The 17,035-nt window shown below is 65.1% G+C and carries 16 protein-coding genes; 4 read left to right on the top strand and 12 right to left on the bottom strand.

The annotated features are described in order from the left end of the window. Window positions 1-9: 9 nt before the first annotated feature. Complete coding sequence (locus CH262_RS05820; RefSeq protein WP_027494349.1) at window positions 10-756, bottom strand: hypothetical protein; 747 nt, start codon at window positions 754-756, stop codon at window positions 10-12. Window positions 757-888: 132 nt separating this feature from the next. Beyond that, on the bottom strand, window positions 889-1,515 hold the full coding sequence (locus CH262_RS05815) for a carbonic anhydrase (RefSeq protein ID WP_027494350.1): 627 nt from the start codon (window positions 1,513-1,515) through the stop codon (window positions 889-891). Window positions 1,516-1,698: 183 nt separating this feature from the next. Between CH262_RS05815 and CH262_RS05810 the strand changes: the two genes are divergently transcribed. Beyond that, complete coding sequence (locus CH262_RS05810) at window positions 1,699-2,583, top strand: A/G-specific adenine glycosylase (protein WP_094717209.1); 885 nt, start codon at window positions 1,699-1,701, stop codon at window positions 2,581-2,583. On the opposite strand, the gene CH262_RS05805 is transcribed toward CH262_RS05810, so the two are convergent. Both CH262_RS05805 and CH262_RS05800 read right to left on the bottom strand, forming a co-directional pair. Next, window positions 2,580-3,389: an alpha/beta fold hydrolase gene (locus CH262_RS05805; RefSeq protein WP_094717208.1), complete on the bottom strand. Its 810-nt coding sequence runs from the start codon at window positions 3,387-3,389 to the stop codon at window positions 2,580-2,582. The genes CH262_RS05810 and CH262_RS05805 overlap by 4 nt on opposite strands. Beyond that, window positions 3,356-4,132 carry an alpha/beta fold hydrolase gene (locus CH262_RS05800; protein WP_094717207.1) on the bottom strand — a complete coding sequence of 259 codons (777 nt, stop codon included), beginning with the start codon at window positions 4,130-4,132 and terminating at the stop codon, window positions 3,356-3,358. Before CH262_RS05800 ends, CH262_RS05805 begins: the two co-directional genes overlap by 34 nt. A gap of 36 nt (window positions 4,133-4,168) precedes the next feature. Between CH262_RS05800 and CH262_RS05795 the strand changes: the two genes are divergently transcribed. Continuing rightward, on the top strand, window positions 4,169-4,480 hold the full coding sequence (locus CH262_RS05795; RefSeq protein WP_027494354.1) for an antibiotic biosynthesis monooxygenase family protein: 312 nt from the start codon (window positions 4,169-4,171) through the stop codon (window positions 4,478-4,480). A 16-nt stretch (window positions 4,481-4,496) separates the two neighbouring features. Here the strand turns inward: CH262_RS05795 and CH262_RS05790 are convergent, their stop codons facing one another. Then, a complete protein-coding gene (locus CH262_RS05790; protein ID WP_143547071.1) occupies window positions 4,497-6,791 on the bottom strand; it encodes a putative bifunctional diguanylate cyclase/phosphodiesterase in 2,295 nt (764 codons plus the stop codon). 173 nt (window positions 6,792-6,964) lie between these two features. After that, window positions 6,965-7,402, bottom strand: coding sequence for an OsmC family protein (locus CH262_RS05785; protein WP_027494355.1), 438 nt, complete (start codon window positions 7,400-7,402; stop codon window positions 6,965-6,967). Window positions 7,403-7,496: 94 nt separating this feature from the next. On the opposite strand from CH262_RS05785, the gene CH262_RS05780 reads away from it, so the two are divergent. Further along, window positions 7,497-8,696 carry a lipase family protein gene (locus tag CH262_RS05780; protein WP_179274919.1) on the top strand — a complete coding sequence of 400 codons (1,200 nt, stop codon included), beginning with the start codon at window positions 7,497-7,499 and terminating at the stop codon, window positions 8,694-8,696. A gap of 99 nt (window positions 8,697-8,795) precedes the next feature. Continuing rightward, on the top strand, window positions 8,796-10,133 hold the full coding sequence (locus tag CH262_RS05775) for a serine hydrolase domain-containing protein (RefSeq protein ID WP_094717205.1): 1,338 nt from the start codon (window positions 8,796-8,798) through the stop codon (window positions 10,131-10,133). A 137-nt stretch (window positions 10,134-10,270) separates the two neighbouring features. On the opposite strand, the gene CH262_RS05770 is transcribed toward CH262_RS05775, so the two are convergent. From CH262_RS05770 to panD, 6 genes are all read right to left on the bottom strand, one after another. Beyond that, window positions 10,271-12,811, bottom strand: coding sequence for an ATP-dependent Clp protease ATP-binding subunit (locus tag CH262_RS05770; protein ID WP_027494358.1), 2,541 nt, complete (start codon window positions 12,809-12,811; stop codon window positions 10,271-10,273). Between the two features lie 273 nt (window positions 12,812-13,084). Continuing rightward, window positions 13,085-14,608, bottom strand: coding sequence for a lysine--tRNA ligase (gene lysS / locus CH262_RS05760; RefSeq protein ID WP_057472627.1), 1,524 nt, complete (start codon window positions 14,606-14,608; stop codon window positions 13,085-13,087). A gap of 36 nt (window positions 14,609-14,644) precedes the next feature. Next, window positions 14,645-15,067 carry a rhodanese-like domain-containing protein gene (locus tag CH262_RS05755; RefSeq protein ID WP_032364474.1) on the bottom strand — a complete coding sequence of 141 codons (423 nt, stop codon included), beginning with the start codon at window positions 15,065-15,067 and terminating at the stop codon, window positions 14,645-14,647. Beyond that, window positions 15,064-15,633 carry a cysteine dioxygenase gene (locus CH262_RS05750; RefSeq protein WP_094717204.1) on the bottom strand — a complete coding sequence of 190 codons (570 nt, stop codon included), beginning with the start codon at window positions 15,631-15,633 and terminating at the stop codon, window positions 15,064-15,066. The genes CH262_RS05755 and CH262_RS05750 overlap by 4 nt, the downstream gene beginning before the upstream one ends. 161 nt (window positions 15,634-15,794) lie before the next feature. After that, complete coding sequence (locus tag CH262_RS05745; protein WP_032373865.1) at window positions 15,795-16,595, bottom strand: type III pantothenate kinase; 801 nt, start codon at window positions 16,593-16,595, stop codon at window positions 15,795-15,797. Window positions 16,596-16,599: 4 nt separating this feature from the next. Further along, a complete protein-coding gene (gene panD / locus CH262_RS05740) occupies window positions 16,600-17,031 on the bottom strand; it encodes an aspartate 1-decarboxylase (protein ID WP_027494364.1) in 432 nt (143 codons plus the stop codon). Window positions 17,032-17,035: the final 4 nt, after the last annotated feature.

The following is a 17,035-nucleotide window of genomic DNA, read 5'->3' as shown; positions in this document are numbered from 1 at the left end:
CGACCGTACTCAGCCGGTGATGTTGAACGGTTCCGGCACGCTCTTGAGTTCGCCGAGCTGTGCGATGGCCTGGTATGCACCGACGCCGACCGGGACGCGCTCTTCACCGCAACCGGGAACCGAGTTGGTGCCCGACCACTTCACCGTGAAGCCGGCCTGCTCACCGGGCTTGAAGGTTCGCAGATCCGACGCAGCGTTCGGGAAGCAGTCGATGTTGGACCAGATGCGCTGATTGTCGAGCGTGTAGACGAGCGCCTGCTGCAACCCGGCACCGACGTCGCGCTGGCACTCCGCTGACCCGATGTTGGTGATCACGACGGTGAACACGGGCTCTTCGCCGAGGCGATAGGTGGCCTTCTCGGGCGTCACCTTGATCGCGAGGGACTGATCCGGGCACTGGTTGGCGATCGCCGGAGCGGGCGCACCACTGGTCGTTGCTGCTGTCGTGCCACCGCCGGCCGCGGAGTCGGTACCGCCGCCCGAACCACCGGACCCACCGGAACCGCCCGATCCCTCACCCGAACCACCGGAGCCACCCGAACCACCGGGCGTGGCAGACGAGCTGGGCGACGGCAGCGCGGACGTGGTCGCCGGAGCTGCGACCCCGGCCGGAGCGGCCTCGGGGTCGTCGGAACGACCGCTGAGCGAGGCGATGAACCACACGATCAAGCCGAGGACGACAACGGCCGCACCGATGGCGAGTGCGCGGCGTCGCCAGTAGATTTCGGGAGGCAATGGCCCGGTCGGTTCCAACACGAATCAACCGTATGCGGCCGAAGCCACGCTATCCCTGAGCCCACGCGGCGTGTCGCACCGGCGAACGGGCTTTCGTGGGCTGCCGGACCGTCAGGCGGGCTGTTCGACCGTTCAGGCGGGCTAGCCGACCGTTCAGGCGGGCTGTTCGCCGATGTCGCCGATGACCTCGCGAAGCTGCGCACGCCCCTTGGACAGCTGGTACGTGAGCCCGACGATCGCCAGCTCGCCGGCTTCGACCTTCTCGGCGACGATGCGCGAACGCTGCATCAGCAGGTTGCCGGTTTCCTGGACGTGGCGCGCCTCGAACTCGTCGACGGCTTCGTGGCCGTCGCGTCGGGCCGAGAGCACCGACGGGGTGACGCGCTCGACGACGTCGCGGATGTAGCCGCCGGGCACGTCACCGCTTTCGAGTGCGTCGACGGTCGCCTGGACGGCACCGCAGTGGTCGTGTCCGAGCACGACGATCAGCGGAGCATTGAGCACCGCGACGCCGTACTCGATGGAGCCGAGAACGGCGGAATCGACGACGTGGCCGGCGGTACGAACGACGAACATGTCGCCGAGGCCCTGATCGAAGATGATCTCGGCGGCGACGCGTGAGTCGGCGCAGCCGAACAGGATGGCCCCGGGGTGCTGAGCGCTCTCGAGCCGGGCGCGGTCCTCGATCCCCTGCGACGGATGCAGGACCTCTCCGGAGACGAACCGTTGGTTGCCTTCCTTGAGTGACTTCCAGGCAGCGATCGGATTCGAAGCAGGCATAGCTCTCATTGTGCACGCGCAGCGGGTTACCGGCGAGTCGGGTGCACGCGCAGCGGGTTACCGGCGAGTCGGGTGCACGCGCAGCGGGTTACCGGCGAGTCGGGTGCACGCGCAGAGGGTTACCGGCGAGTCGGGTTCACTACTGTTGGTACCCGTCACAGACACGAGAAGAAGGGCGCACAGTTGCCGATCGATCCCGAGGCCCTGCTCGGATGGTTCGATACCGACGGACGCGACCTGCCGTGGCGTCGTCCGGGAGTGACCGCATGGCAGATCCTGATGAGCGAGATCATGCTGCAGCAGACGCCCGTCGTGCGGGTGGCTCCCATCTGGGAGCAGTGGGTGCAGCGGTGGCCGGTCCCCTCGGCGATGGCCGCGTCGTCGCAGGCCGAGGTGCTGCGGGCGTGGGGGAAGCTGGGGTACCCGCGTCGCGCATTGCGTCTGCACGAGTGTTCTCGGGTGCTCGCCGAGGACTACGGCGACGAGGTTCCGCAGGACGTCGACACCCTGCTCGGCCTGCCCGGCATCGGGGCCTATACGGCCAGGGCGGTGGCGACTTTCGCGTACGGCCAGCGAGTTCCGGTGGTGGACACCAATGTTCGACGCGTCGTCGCGCGTGCGTTGCACGGCAACGCCGAGCCTGGAAATCCCTCGACGACAAGGGATTTGGCCGACGTCGAACAACTGCTTCCGGTCAGCGTGCCCCGCGCCGCCCGGTATTCGGCGGCGTTGATGGAGCTCGGCGCGCTCATCTGCACCGCCAAGAATCCGGCGTGCCTGCTGTGCCCACTTCCCGAGTGCGCCTGGATCGAGGCCGGGCGGCCTGCGCACACCGGCCCGGCGAAGAAGGTGCAGAAGTTCGCCGGAACCGATCGACAGGTGCGGGGCAAACTGATGTCGGTCCTGCGGGAGAGCACGGGGCCGGTGGAGCGGGCTCAGCTCGACATCGTCTGGCCCACCGACCCCACACAGCGTGACCGCGCGTTGGACTCACTGTTGACCGACGGCTTGATCGAGCAGACCGAATCGGGCTTGTTCGCGCTGGCCGGCGAGGGTTCGGACAGCTAGGACGCCAGAAACTCCACCAGAGTCGCATTGACGGCATCGGGTCGTTCGAGGTAGCCGAAGTGGCCCGTATCGGCTATTTCGACGTAGCGCGCACCGGGTATCGCCGCAGCCACTTCACGACACTGCTGCACCGGAATGAGCCGGTCGTCGGCGAATCCGACGACGAGCGACTTGGCCGAAATTCGGCGATACGCTATCAATCTGTCTGTGCCGGCACGCATTTCGAGTCCGATCTGCGCCCGCATACCGGCCGTCTTCTTGCCGCCGGAGTATTCGAGCACCGCCAGCCAGTCGCCGATCGCTGCCTCGTCGGCCAAGGTCTTGGGCGAGAAGTTCTGCATCGCAGTCATCGCCGCCCGGTACGAGGCCGGAAGTTCGACTCCGGCGTCGAACAGATCTTTCTCGCCCTTCGTCAACTGCTGACGCATCGTGGTGTTTTTGCCGTAGGTGGCCATCATCACTGCGTGCGACACCAGATCCGGCCGCGCCAACGCCAATTCCTGGGTCACGCGTGCGCCCATCGACGTGCCGACGACGCGCACCTTTCCGCCGCCGAGATGTTCGATCAAGGCGGCGGTGTCTGCGACCAAGTCGTCGAGCGTCATTCCGTGCGCACACTCGGACGACGGTGCGATACCGCGATTGTCGAATGTGGCCACGCGATATCCACTCTTCACCAGGGCGGGAACCTGGTGGGTTCGCCAGACGCGGCCCGGGCTTCCCGTTCCCATCACCAGAACCACGAGCGGTCCGTCACCGGTGACGTCGTAGTTCAGGTCGATTCCGTTGAGCTGTGCGAGCGGCATTCGGATGATCCTAGTGTGCGCAGGAACCCCTCGACGGCGTCGCGATACCGCTCCGGGGCTTCGTCGTGAACGAGATGCGCCGCACCCTCGACTCTGACGTACACCGATCCGGGCTTGGCCGAGTGCATTCGGCTCATCTGGCCGGCCGGCGTGATGGTGTGCTCACCTTCGATCAACAGAACCGGAGCACGGACGGCATCCCATTCGTTCCAGAAGTGCCGCGTCCCCCACTCCTGCGAAATGGCCTCGAACGTATCGACGTCACCGTGCAGTCGCCAGCCGTCGCCGCTGAGCTCGAACGAATCCAGAAAGTACTGTCCGGCAACATCTCCGAAGAAGGCGCGTACCGCGTCGGCGTCCGGGAACGGTTGCGGCCACGCCCGGATCATCGCCGCCCAGCCGTCCGCCGTTCGACCGCGAAAGTCCGGCGCGATGTCTTCGACGACGAGCGCGGTGACCAGATCGGGTCGCCGCGCAGCCGCACACCAGCCGTGCAGCGCTCCCATCGAATGACCGACCAGCACACTGGGACCCACCGTTTCGAGGTGCTCGATCAGGTCGTCCACGAACGCCTCGGTCGTCAGTTCTGGCGGCGGAGGCCGACGGTGGCCCGGGGCGTCGTAGGTGTGCACCCGCCCGAATTCTCGGAGCCACGGAATCTGGCGTCGCCACGTCGCCGCACTGCCCATCAGCCCGTGCAGCAGCAGTATCGAACGGCCGGATCCACCCTCGTCGTAGAGCATCACCGCCGAGCATATCGGCGGGGTAGTCTCCCGAGAATGGCCATTGTGAAGATCAACGCGATCGACGTACCCGAGGGCGCAGGCCCCGAGCTCGAGAAGCGCTTCGCCGCGCGTGCCGGAACGGTCGACGGTTCGCCCGGTTTCCTCGGGTTCCAGTTGCTCCGTCCGGTCAAGGGCGAGACACGCTATTTCGTCGTCACCCAGTGGGAGGACGAGGAGTCGTTCCAGGCCTGGTCCGGTGGCCCGTCACGGCAGGCGCACGCCGGTTCCGGCGAGAGCAAGCCGGTCGCGTCGGGCGCGTCACTGTTGGAGTTCGAGGTCGTGCTGGACGTGCCCGCCACCTCGTGACGACGCAGTTCGCCCGTCAGATGGGCTGACGGGCGAGCTCCCACTCCAGTCTGGTGGGCGTATCGGAATCGAGTTTGTGCACGGCGTCGAACAACAGCTCGGCAGGCATCGGGCGACCGAGGTAAAAGCCTTGTGCTGCATCGCAACCCAGCCGACGAAGGGCGTCGAGGGTGCCTGCATCCTCGACGCCCTCGGCCATGATTCGCACACCCAGACTGCGGGCCAGGTCGATGGTCGAGCGAACGATGGACGCGTCGGTGTCGTCGGAGTTCATCTTCGAGACGAACGAGCGGTCGATCTTGAGGGTCTGCACCGGCAGGGTCTGCAGGTACGCCAGCGAGCTGTAGCCGGTCCCGTAATCGTCGATGGCCAGAGTCACCCCCAGGCTGCGCAACGAGGTCAACGCAGCCACCGATCGCACCGGGTCGGTCATGGCTGTCGTTTCGGTGACCTCGAACTCCAGGGCGTGCGCCGGTACGGAGTGTTTCGCCAGTGCCGCGGCGACCTGTTCGGTGAGTGTCTCGTCGAGAAGATTCCGAACCGAAAGGTTCACCGAGACAGACAGAGTGATGCCTCGCCGTCGTAGTGCGCTGCACTGCGCGAGTGCCTCGTCCAGCACCAGTGCGGTGATGGCGGGCAACATGCCGGTGCGCTCGGCATCGGGGAGAAACGTCGACGGCCCGATCAGTCCCTCGCGAGGGTGCAGCCACCGCAGCAGAGCCTCGACCCGGTCGACGCTGCCCGACTCGAGATCGAGACACGGCTGGAAGAACACCCGGAGCTGATGGTCACGGATCGCCGTGTCGAGCTCGCCCAACAGTCGCATCTGATCGTGTCGGTTTCGGTCCATGTCGGGCTCGTACAGACCGATGCGAGCATGGCCTGCCTTCGCGGACGTCAACGCCACATGAGCTCGCTGCAACATCGCCTCGCCGTCGACGCCGTTCGTCTCGGACGCCCCCGAACACTCCTCGAACGCCGCTATCCCTACCGCCGCATCGAGGGCGACGTTGATGTCGTGCACGAACATCGTTCTGCTGACCGCGAATTGGAGCCGATGAGCCATGTCGAAAATATCGGTCCTGCCCGGGAGCCGACGCATCGCCACGACGAACTGATCGCCTCCCAACCGTCCCACCAGATCGTCGGACCGCACCGAGGCGACGAGGCGATGGCCGATCTCGCGGAGCACGCTGTCGCCCACGCTGTAGCCGAACGTCTCGTTGATCTGAGCGAAACGGTCGATGTCGACCACGAGCGTGAAGACGTCCGATTCGCCGCGCGTGGCGAGCATCGTGTCGAGCCGCTCCCGAAGCAGCCTGCGGTTGCCCAGACCGGTAACGGCATCCGTTCGTGCCACGTTCTCGAGCACCGAAGCCTGCCTGCGCAGCGTTCCGAGGAAGCAGGCCATCCTGCCGCCGACCAGGGATATGACCAACGCAGAGGACAGCACGATCACCCAACCCCACTGCGCGACGGGCACTCCGCGAGCCAGTTGCACGGCCATGGCAGCCGGGGTGACGGCAACCGCGAGACCCAGACCGACGAATCGTGCTCGCCCGAACCTGAACGGACTGGGCCGCTCGATGCGTGCGACCGCCCGCTCCGGCACGAACAGCGCAACGACTCCGAAGCACACGTAGGACGCCAGCCACAGCGTGTTCGGGATCAGCGAGCGGTAGAGCTCGACATCGTCTATCCGAGAGTAGGTGGCGAAGTCGGACACGGTCAGAAGCACTGTGCCGATGGTGGCAGCCACGACCGAGATTCCGGTCGAACGCGTCAACAGATAGAGACTGCCGATGAGAGTGAGCAAGAACGCGTCGATGGTGAGGTAGACGGTCGCAGGCAGGAACGAGAGCATCGAGGCCAGCGACCCCGTCCAGTCGCCGGGAACGACGAACATCCACGCGGCCAGACCGACGCCCACCGCGACCACCAGACATTCGAGCAGCTCTTCCAGACCGAAAACGAGCCCGTTCTCGTCGGCCGCGCGCGCGAATCCCACAGCAATGATCAGGTACCCCGCTAGATACAGCACGTCTGCGGCCGAGAAGGTCGAGACCCGACCGCCCCCGTACTGCATCAGGGCCACCAGGCCGTCGCCCACGCCCCAGCAGCCGACACCGAGGGCCATGTACTTCCATGTGCGCCGATCCGGACCGTTCTCGCGCAGGTACCGATAGACGAATGTCGCCATTGTGGCCAGGACCACGATTGCATAGACGATGTCGCGGGGTAGTCCCTGCGGGGCTGCCGCGTGCGCTGCGACTGCGAGGGCACCCAGGCCTAGGAAGCGCGTCCACAACATGGTGGGCACATCCTTCCTAGGCTGGTCGTTACATTCCCCGAAGGTATGCAACAGCCGATCTAACCCGATGCTTGACCTCGATTCGGCACCGAACCATCCGTGGATGGGTCGATTCACGAACTATTTCAAACCTGACGACTGTTCGCCAGTCTCACATCGGGTGATCCGTTCGATCAGCCTTCGAGCGCGGCGTCCAGCGTGATCTCGACACCGGTGAGAGCCTTGCTGACCGGGCAGGTCTCTTTCGCTGCCTGCGCCGCCTTCGCAAACCCGTCGGCGTCGAGACCGTCCACCTCGCCGCGGACGGTCAATTTGATACCGGTGAGCTTGAAACCGGGCTGATCCGGGCCGAGCGAGACATCAGCGGTGACTTCGAGACTCTGTGGAGTACCCCCTGCTTCGGCGATCAGCGCCGACAATTGCATCGCGTAACAGCTCGAATGAGCCGCTGCGATCAGTTCCTCCGGGCTGGTGGTGCCGTCGGCGTTCTCGGCGGCACGCTTGGGAAACGACACGTCGAACGTCGCTGCACCAGAACTGGACAGCTCCACCTGGCCGGAACCTTGTTCGAGAGTTCCATTCCATGCGGTGCGTGAGGTACGTGTTGGCATCGAACCGAGTCCTTTCGTCGTCGACCCTTCATAGGGCCGATACTCAGGCTAACGTCGGCGGGGTGACCGGGCCATCGAGTGCGGAGATCTCGAGATGACGAACGAGCGAGCCACCAGTTGTTTTCGGCGAACAGCGATGATCGTGGCGGCGGCGCTCGTCTGGGGTGTCGCCCTGTCGGCACCCGTCGTCGCCGATCCCCTGTCGGACTTCTACGACCTGCCGGTGGAATCGACGGGACATTCGCCCGGCGATGTGGTGCGAGTACGACCGATGAACTCGCCCAGAGGTTTCGGACTCGGCTTCGACATCGAACGAATCCTGTACACCTCCACAGATACGCACGGCGAACCCATGACCGTCTCCGGGTACACGATGACCCCCACCGCGCCGTGGCCCGCCCCCGGACCGCGACCGGTGATCGCCTACGCGCCCGGTACATCCGGGATGGCCGATCGCTGTGCCGGATCGGCGGTTCTCGGCACAATCGGCTCGTCCCCCGCCATCCTGCCGTTACTGCTGGCCGGCTATCGCGTCGTAGCGACCGACTACCAGGGGCTCGGCACTCCGGGCGGGCACACGTATCTGAACCGCCTGGCCTCGGCACATGCGTTGCTCGACGTAGCCAGAAACGCCGACGATGACGCGCCGGTGGTGCTGTACGGGTACTCGGAGGGTGGGTTCGCCTCGGCCTCGGCGGCCGAACTCGCCAATGTGTATGCCCCCGAGCTGAACATCGTCGGCGCGTACGTCGGCGCGCCACCGGCGGATCCGACGCTCAACATCGAGCCCCTCGACGGCACCACACTCGGCAGCGCCGTCCTGTTCGCGGTCGACGGCATGATCAACGCTTACCCCGAACGTGCCGACGAGATCCGAAGCCTGTTCGACGCCGACGGCACCGCGCTGCTCGACGCCGCGCAGAACTGGTGCAGCACCGACCGCGCAGCGAACGACGCCATCGACACCAGCGAACTCACGCGCGACGGACGCCCACTCACCGCACACCTGAACGACCCCGGAATCGTCGACGTGATCGATGCGAACACCGTCGGCCGAATCGCACCGAGCATGCCGGTCTACCTGTCGCACGGCATCGCAGACGACGTCGTACCGATCGAGCAGTCCCGCACTCTGCTCGAACGCTGGCGGAAACTCGGTGCCGACGTCACCTACCGCGAATACGACTTTCCGGTCGTCCCGATGACGGGCGCGAACCATGCACTCGGAGCCCTGGCCGCATACGCCGACATATTGCCCTGGATCGCGGACCTCGTTCACAGAACCGAGGCCTGATCTCAGCACCGAAATCAGGGTCTTCACCGAGGCGATCGCGGGGAGTTCCTTGATTCACTCGTGCGGCAACGCAGTTCGCCGACCGAGGGACGCCCATTCATGCGCATCGTGCACACCCTGTTGACCGTGGCAGCCATCCTTACCTCGATCTCTCCTGTTCCACCCGACACCGACGCCCGGTCGGACGTCGAGCACGTCGCCGAAGAGTTGGGCCTGCCGGGAGTGGCGCTTCGCGTCGTCTCCGAAGGCGAAGTCACCGAGGACGTGGCGGTCGGGATGGACGGAAACGGTTCCCCGATCGACGACGGCACACCCTTCGTGTGGGGTTCGGTATCGAAATCGGTGACGGCAGCAACGGTGCAGGCGCTCGTGGCCCAGCACCGTCTCGACCTGACCGATATCGTCGAAGATGTTCTGCCCGAATCGAATTCGATCATCTCGGCCGACGTCACCGTTGCAGACCTGATCCACCACACCGGCGGGTTACCCCACGACGTCACCGCGTTGGACGTGTGGGGAAGAACAGAACGAGCCCTCGACGTGGTGCCCACCCTGCGGCTCACACCCGACGACCCGGGTTCGTTCCGCTACTCCAGCCTCGACTACCTACTGCTGCAAGCAATCGTCGAGAAAATCACCGACGAACCGTTCGCCGACGTCGTCGCCCGTGAAACCGGTGTGCACACCAGCGAAGCAGTGCCACCCGGTCACGTCCCGTTCTTCACCTTCCCTCGACGCATCGACACCGGAATCGACAACGCCGGGTTGGGCTACGGCTACCTCGCCGGATCCATCGACGAACTCTCACGCTACGCATCGAGCCGACTCACCACTGTGGCGTCGACCGGTCGAGATACGGTGCCCACGGGGTCGGGACTGTCCTATGGATTCGGCTGGTACGTCGAAACCCTGCCCGACGGTACCGAGATGCGCTGGCACTCGGGGGCCGTTCCCGGCTACTTCACCCACGTCGCGCTCATCCCGGAACGCCACATGGCCGTAGTGTTCGCGACCAACCGATACGGCGAACTCGAAGCCGAACAGTTGGCCTCGGCGGCCCGCGCACTGGTTCTCACGCGACTCGGATTCGACGAGCCCCGCAGCACCGGCCCGGGCCTGTACGCCATGCTGCTGATCGGCTCGGCCGCTGTCGCCGTGCTGCTCGCCGTGTGCGCGATCCGCATTCTGCTTCGCCTGCACACCGCGCCCGGCCGGTGGGCACCTGCGCACGTCCTCATGGCTGTCGCTGCCGGAGGAGTGCTGTACTTCGCGACACCGACGCTCACCGGTGTACCCATCTCCACCCTGGGCCGCTGGGCTCCCGACGTGACAATGCTGTTCTGGCTCGTGCTGACGGAACTTGCCGTCATCGCCGTTGCTCTCGCTGTTCGCATTTTCCGTCAATGGACCACTGCACACGTCCGAACGGTGCAATGAGCGCTGCAGGGGTCCATTGACGCGAACGGGGGGCGGGGGCTTTTCGGCAGCCGGGAGCTGGGCTGGGCGGGGCAGGTGAAGATACGACAACGGGCGACCCTCCGAAGAGGATCGCCCGTTGGCGTGAACTGTGAAACTTACTCGCTGTCGCTGTCTCCGGCGGCCTTAGCCAGGTCGACCGGGACCTCGTCGGGGACGATGATGGCTTTCTTCTCACCGCGGAACGTGAACTTCGCGTCCTCGCCTGCGCCTTCGCCGTCCCAGTTCTCGACGTCGACCAGGATGATCTGGCCGGCTTCGATTTCGCCGAAGAGGATCTTCTCCGACAGCTGGTCCTCGATCTCGCGCTGGATGGTGCGACGCAGTGGCCGCGCACCCAGGACGGGGTCGAATCCGCGCTTGGCGAGCAGAGACTTCGCCTTCTCGGTGACCTCGATCGCCATGTCCTTGTTCTTGAGCGCACCTTCGACTCGGTTGAGCATGAGATCGACCATCTGGATGATCTCGTCCTTGGTGAGCTGGTGGAACACGACGATGTCGTCGATACGGTTCAGGAACTCGGGGCGGAAGTGCTTCTTCAGCTCGTCGTTGACCTTGAGCTTCATCCGCTCGTAGTTCGATCCGGTGCCTTCACCCGAGGAGAAGCCGAGGCCGACTGCCTTCGAGATGTCCGAGGTACCGAGGTTCGAGGTGAAGATCAGCACGGTGTTCTTGAAGTCGACCGTGCGTCCCTGGCCGTCGGTGAGACGGCCGTCTTCGAGCACCTGCAGGAGGGTGTTGTAGATCTCCTGGTGTGCCTTCTCGATCTCGTCGAACAGCACGACGGAGAACGGCTTGCGGCGGACCTTCTCGGTGAGCTGGCCACCCTCTTCGTAGCCGACGTATCCGGGAGGAGCACCGAACAGACGCGACGCGGTGAAGCGGTCGTGGAACTCGCCCATGTCGATCTGGATGAGCGCATCGTCCTCGCCGAAGAGGAAGTTCGCGAGTGCCTTCGACAGCTCGGTCTTACCGACACCGGACGGGCCGGCGAAGATGAACGAGCCCGACGGGCGCTTCGGGTCCTTCAGACCTGCACGGGTACGACGGATCGCCTTGGAGACGGCCTTGACTGCCTCGACCTGGCCGATGATCCGCTTGTGCAGCTCGTCTTCCATGCGGAGCAGACGCGTGGTCTCCTCCTCGGTGAGCTTGAAGACGGGGATGCCGGTCCAGTTTCCGAGGACCTCGGCGATCTGCTCGTCGTCGACCTCGGCGATGACGTCGAGGTCACCGGAGCGCCACTGCTTCTCCCGCTCGGCGCGCTGACCGACGAGGGTCTTCTCCTTGTCGCGCAGGTTCGCAGCCTTCTCGAAGTCCTGTGCGTCGATGGCCGATTCCTTCTCCCGACGCGCGTCGGCGATCTTGTCGTCGAACTCACGCAGGTCTGGCGGTGCGGTCATCCGGCGGATGCGCATCCGCGCGCCCGCCTCGTCGATGAGGTCGATTGCCTTGTCGGGCAAGAACCGATCGTTGATGTACCGGTCGGCCAGAGTGGCGGCAGCGACGAGTGCACCGTCGGTGATCGAGACGCGGTGGTGTGCCTCGTAGCGATCGCGCAGACCCTTGAGGATCTCGATGGTGTGCTCGACGGTCGGCTCGCCGACCTGGACGGGCTGGAAACGACGCTCGAGAGCGGCGTCCTTCTCGATGTACTTGCGGTACTCGTCGAGCGTGGTGGCACCGATGGTCTGCAGTTCGCCACGAGCCAGCTTCGGCTTGAGGATCGACGCTGCGTCGATGGCACCTTCGGCGGCACCTGCGCCGACGAGCGTGTGCAGCTCGTCGATGAACAGGATGATGTCGCCGCGGGTGTTGATCTCCTTGAGCACCTTCTTCAGGCGCTCCTCGAAGTCACCGCGGTAACGGCTGCCGGCCACGAGCGAGCCGAGGTCGAGGGTGTAGAGCTGCTTGTCCTTGAGCGTCTCGGGAACCTCGCCGTTGACGATGGCCTGAGCCAGGCCTTCGACGACTGCGGTCTTACCGACACCGGGCTCGCCGATGAGAACAGGGTTGTTCTTGGTACGACGCGACAGCACCTGCATGACGCGCTCGATTTCCTTCGCGCGACCGATGACCGGGTCGAGCTTGCCTTCGAGCGCGGCCTGGGTGAGGTTGCGTCCGAACTGGTCGAGAACCAGTGACGTCGACGGGGTGCCCGCCTCGCCGCGGCCGCTGCCGCTCTCGGACGGCTCCTTGCCCTGGTAGCCCGACAGCAGCTGAATGACCTGCTGACGCACGCGGTTGAGGTCGGCTCCGAGCTTGACCAGAACCTGAGCTGCGACGCCTTCGCCTTCGCGGATCAGGCCGAGCAGGATGTGCTCGGTGCCGATGTAGTTGTGGCCGAGCTGCAGTGCTTCACGCAGGCTGAGCTCGAGTACTTTCTTGGCGCGCGGAGTGAACGGAATGTGACCGGACGGAGCCTGCTGGCCCTGGCCGATGATTTCCTCTACCTGGCTGCGGACTCCTTCGAGGGAGATGCCCAGCGACTCGAGAGACTTTGCTGCAACACCTTCACCCTCGTGGATGAGGCCCAGCAGAATGTGCTCCGTGCCGATGTAGTTGTGGTTGAGCATCCGGGCTTCTTCTTGAGCCAGGACGACAACACGCCGCGCGCGATCGGTGAACCTCTCGAACATCGCTCTCCCTCACTTCTCGGTGGGTGGTAGCTCGCCCACCAGTTCTTCCAGCGCCGCAGTGTCCTGAACACTCGGTCGCTTGTGCATTCGAAGGTAAGACTGTGTCTCACTGTAGTTGGCCGACGCGACGAACGCCGACCCTCCACCCCTGAAATACTGCGTCTCCGGCAACGAGACGGACCGCCTCGTGTGCTTACTGTTCATAACGCAGGCACTTTGCAAAACGTTTCCCGATCGCTGTCCGCTGCTGGCGAACAGCTTTCTGGCCTCCGATCAGGCCTGCGACGGCTTGACGATCGGAAACAGGATCGTTTCTCGGATACCCAGCCCGGTCAACGCCATCAGCAGACGGTCGATTCCCATACCGGTTCCGGTGGTCGGCGGCATGCCCTGCTCCATGGCCGCGAGGAAGTCCTCGTCGAGCACCATCGCCTCGTCGTCGCCTGCGGCAGCCTGACGCGCCTGGTCCTCGAAGCGCTCGCGCTGGATGATCGGGTCGATCAGCTCCGAGTAGCCGGTTGCCAGCTCGAATCCGCGGACGTAGAGATCCCACTTCTCGGTGACGCCCGGCTTGCTGCGGTGCTGACGCGTCAACGGCGACGTCTCGACGGGGAAATCACGGACGAACGTCGGTTCGGTCAACGCGTCGCCCACCTGGTGTTCCCACAGTTCCTCGACGAGCTTGCCGTGGCCGTAGATCGAGACGCCGTCCTTGCGGGGGACGTCCAGCCCGACCTTGTCGGCGATCGCGAGCAGTTCGTCGACGGTGGTGTCAGGAGTGACGTCGAATCCGAGCGACTCCGACAACGACGGGTACATCTCGAGCGTCGTCCATTCGCCGCCGAGATCGTAGGAGGTGCCGTCGGGCAGGGTGACCACGGTGGATCCGAGTGCGGCCACCGCCACTTCCTGGACGAGTTCCCGCGTCATCTTCGCCGAGTCGTCGTACGTGCCGTAGGCCTCGTAGGTCTCGAGCATCGCGAACTCCGGCGAATGCGAGGAGTCGGCACCTTCGTTGCGGAAGTTGCGGTTGATCTCGAAGACCTTCTCGATGCCGCCGACGACGCAGCGCTTGAGGAACAGCTCCGGCGCTATGCGCAGGTACAGGTCCGTGTCCATCGCATTGGAGTGGGTGACGAACGGCCGGGCCGCGGCACCGCCGTGCAGCGTCTGCAGCATCGGGGTCTCGACCTCGAGGAAGCCGCGACGCTCGAGTGCGTTACGCAGTTCACGAACGACGGCGATGCGCTTGCGGGCGGTCTCTCGGGCCTCCGGACGCGTGATCAGATCCAGGTAGCGCTGCCGGATCCGCGTCTCTTCGCTGAGTTCCTTGTGCGCGACGGGCAAGGGCCGCAACGACTTCGATGCGATCTGCCACGCGTCGGCCATCACCGAGAGCTCACCGCGACGGGAGCTGATGACCTCGCCGTGGACGAACACGAAGTCGCCCAGGTCGACGTCGGCCTTCCACGCTGCGAGGTCGTCCTCGCCGACACCTGCCAGGCTGATCATGGCTTGGAGCTGGGTGCCGTCGCCCTCCTGCAGGGTGGCGAAGCACAGCTTGCCGGTGTTACGGACGAAGATCACGCGGCCGACGACCCCGACGATCAGGCCGGTCGTCGTGTCGGCGTCGAGCTCGGGGAACTGGGTGCGGATCTCGAGCAGCGAATGGGTCCGCGGAACCGACACCGGGTACGCCTCGACCCCGCGCTCGAGCAACGAAGCGCGCTTGGCGCGACGAATCCGTAGCTGCTCCGGGGTGTCGTCGGCCGGCTGGGTAGAAGCTGTATCACTCACGCGCACACACTTTACAGTCCGAGACTGTCGAGACGATCAGTGCGCTGCGACGGCCTCGGCCTCGCGAACGCAGTGCTTGGCCTGCGTCAACACCCCGAGCAGCCCGGCCGACTTCAGTGCCTGATAGCCGCCGACCAGATCGGTGGCCTTGTGCAGACCCAGCAGCTTGAGCGACGCGGCCGCGAGCGAGGAGGTGTAGCCCTCGGAGCAGATGACGATCCACTCGACGTCGTGGTCGGTGGCGATCGCCAGCCGCGCGTCACTGGTGGGATCGAGACGCCATTCGAGGACGTTGCGTTCGATGGCCAACGCACCGGGCAGGGTGCCCTCGACTGCGCGCTGCGCCTGCGGGCGAATGTCGACGACGACCGCGCCGCGGTCGACAGCGTCACGGAGCTCGAAGACGGTCATGCGATCGATGGTCTCGCGAGCGGATTCGAGCATTTCGACAATGGTCATCTCGTGGCCTTCTCGGGTTCGGCGGTGAGCTCGCTGCGGGTCCGGCGCAGCGTGGCGCGCTCGGTCACTTCGTAGTACGACATCGCCGTCAGCGGCGGTGAGTAGGCGTGCACGCTGAGGGTGGGCCCGGTCGTATTCGACGCCGGATCGTGCATCACGTCGTGCACCCATCCCAGCGGAAAGGCTGCCTGATCTCCCGCGTCGAGATGACGTTCCTTCAGTTCGGTTCCCGCCCAACGGTATTCGAGCAAGGAACCACTCAGGACGGTCAATGCACCGAGCGATCCCGCGTGATCGTGCAGTTCGGTGGATCGCTCGGGAACCCAGCTGATCAACCAGACGTCGAGATCGTCGTCGGAGTGCAGGCGAGTGGCCCAACGCTCGTCCGTGGGCCACTGTCCACCGCCGGGAAGCAGGTGGTCGAAACGCCCCTCGAGGACGTCCGATGCGCCCTGATCGGTGATGCGCAGCAGGTCGGGTGGACGTAGCCGCGTCGGCAACGTCGAGACCGACCGCGAGGTCGATCGGGGTCGGGAGGGTGCAGAAAATACAGGTGTGGAAAGCATGAAGCTCTACTCCAAGGGTGTGTAACGAACGAGGCAGCGGTCAGCCTCGACAACACTCCTGGGTGGCCATGCACGTCATCACGCCGACGATTCTGACACACGAACGCCCGACGCGCTACCCCGCTTCACCGAAACACTCAGCGTGGCCGCCGCTGAAACATTCAGCGTGGCCGCCGCTTTGCCATGTTGCGTTCGTAGACCAGTCGCAGACCCTCCAGCGTCAGGTCGGGTTCGTGATGCTCGATGGTCGTCGACTCGGGCAGGATCAGCGCAGCGATGTCTCCGGTACCGATGACCGCGACGTCGGTGCCTTTGACCTCCGGCACCTCACGTCTGATGCGTCCGACGAGCCCGTCCACCAGGCCGGCGAAACCGAAGATGGTGCCCGCCTGGATGCACTCGACGGTGTTCTTTCCCAGCACCGATCGCGGCCGCACCATCTCGACCTCACGCAGCGTCGCGGTGCGAGTCGACATGGCCGACGCCGAAATTTCGAGACCGGGCGCGATCGCTCCGCCGAGGAACTCGCCCTTGGCCGAGACGACGTCGACACACGTGGTGGTGCCGAAATCCACCACGATGCACGCCGAGTCGTACAGATCATGTGCGGCAAGGGTATTGACGATGCGATCGGCCCCGACCTCTTTGGGATTGTCGACCAGCAGCGGAACCCCGGTCCGCACACCGGGTTCGACCACCACGTGCACCACGTGATCCCAGTAGCGCACGAGCATCGTCCGCATCTCGCGCAGCACGGACGGCACCGTGGACAGAGCCGTCACCCCGGTGATCTGCTCGGCCTGTTCGCCCAACAACCCCCGCAACATGAACGCCAGCTCGTCGGCCGTCACATGGGGATCGGTGCGAATACGCCAGTCGCGCAGCAGTTTCGAGTGATCCCCGGTGCCGGTGAAGAGCCCGACCACCGTGCTGGTGTTGCGTACATCGATTGCGAGAAGCATCGAGTCAGACCAGCACGGAGTCGGCCCGCAGATCGCGCGGCGTGATCAGACCCGAACCGGCGGGCGCATGAGCCGGGTCGCTGCCGAGCTCGACCGGCCGGTTCTTGTCGTCGACGAACACCACCCGGGGTGCGTAGTCGGCAACCTCCTGCTCGTTCATGACCCCGTAGGCGATCAGGATGACCAGGTCACCCGGGTTCACCAGATGCGCTGCGGCCCCATTGATTCCGATCACACCACTGCCCCGCTCACCGGTGATCACGTAGGTCTCCAGCCGCGCACCGTTGTCGATGTCGACGATGGTGACCTGCTCGCCTTCGAGCAGATCGGCTGCTTCCATCAGCTCCTGATCGACGGTCACCGAGCCCACGTAGTGCAGATCGGCATGCGTGACGGTGGCGCGATGGATCTTGGACTTCATCATGGTACGAAACATCGTG

Source organism: Rhodococcus sp. 05-2255-1e (assembly GCF_002259025.1).
GTDB lineage: Bacteria > Actinomycetota > Actinomycetes > Mycobacteriales > Mycobacteriaceae > Rhodococcoides > Rhodococcoides fascians.
Note: the sequence above shows the minus strand (reverse complement) of the source record. Positions and strands in the feature narration are given on the sequence as shown.

Excerpts from the sequence above, each read along its gene's own strand:
- CH262_RS05785 (WP_027494355.1), bottom strand. The coding sequence starts at position 7,402 with ATGCCAACACGTACCTCACGCACCGCATGGAATGGAACTCTCGAACAA.
- CH262_RS05790 (WP_143547071.1), bottom strand. The coding sequence starts at position 6,791 with ATGTTGTGGACGCGCTTCCTAGGCCTGGGTGCCCTCGCAGTCGCAGCG.
- CH262_RS05795 (WP_027494354.1), top strand. The coding sequence starts at position 4,169 with ATGGCCATTGTGAAGATCAACGCGATCGACGTACCCGAGGGCGCAGGC.
- CH262_RS05775 (WP_094717205.1), top strand. The coding sequence starts at position 8,796 with ATGCGCATCGTGCACACCCTGTTGACCGTGGCAGCCATCCTTACCTCG.
- panD (WP_027494364.1), bottom strand. The coding sequence starts at position 17,031 with ATGTTTCGTACCATGATGAAGTCCAAGATCCATCGCGCCACCGTCACG.
- CH262_RS05750 (WP_094717204.1), bottom strand. The coding sequence starts at position 15,633 with ATGCTTTCCACACCTGTATTTTCTGCACCCTCCCGACCCCGATCGACC.
- CH262_RS05805 (WP_094717208.1), bottom strand. The coding sequence starts at position 3,389 with ATGCCGCTCGCACAGCTCAACGGAATCGACCTGAACTACGACGTCACC.
- CH262_RS05755 (WP_032364474.1), bottom strand. The coding sequence starts at position 15,067 with ATGACCATTGTCGAAATGCTCGAATCCGCTCGCGAGACCATCGATCGC.
- CH262_RS05780 (WP_179274919.1), top strand. The coding sequence starts at position 7,497 with ATGACGAACGAGCGAGCCACCAGTTGTTTTCGGCGAACAGCGATGATC.
- CH262_RS05800 (WP_094717207.1), bottom strand. The coding sequence starts at position 4,132 with ATGCTCTACGACGAGGGTGGATCCGGCCGTTCGATACTGCTGCTGCAC.
- CH262_RS05815 (WP_027494350.1), bottom strand. The coding sequence starts at position 1,515 with ATGCCTGCTTCGAATCCGATCGCTGCCTGGAAGTCACTCAAGGAAGGC.
- CH262_RS05745 (WP_032373865.1), bottom strand. The coding sequence starts at position 16,595 with ATGCTTCTCGCAATCGATGTACGCAACACCAGCACGGTGGTCGGGCTC.
- CH262_RS05770 (WP_027494358.1), bottom strand. The coding sequence starts at position 12,811 with ATGTTCGAGAGGTTCACCGATCGCGCGCGGCGTGTTGTCGTCCTGGCT.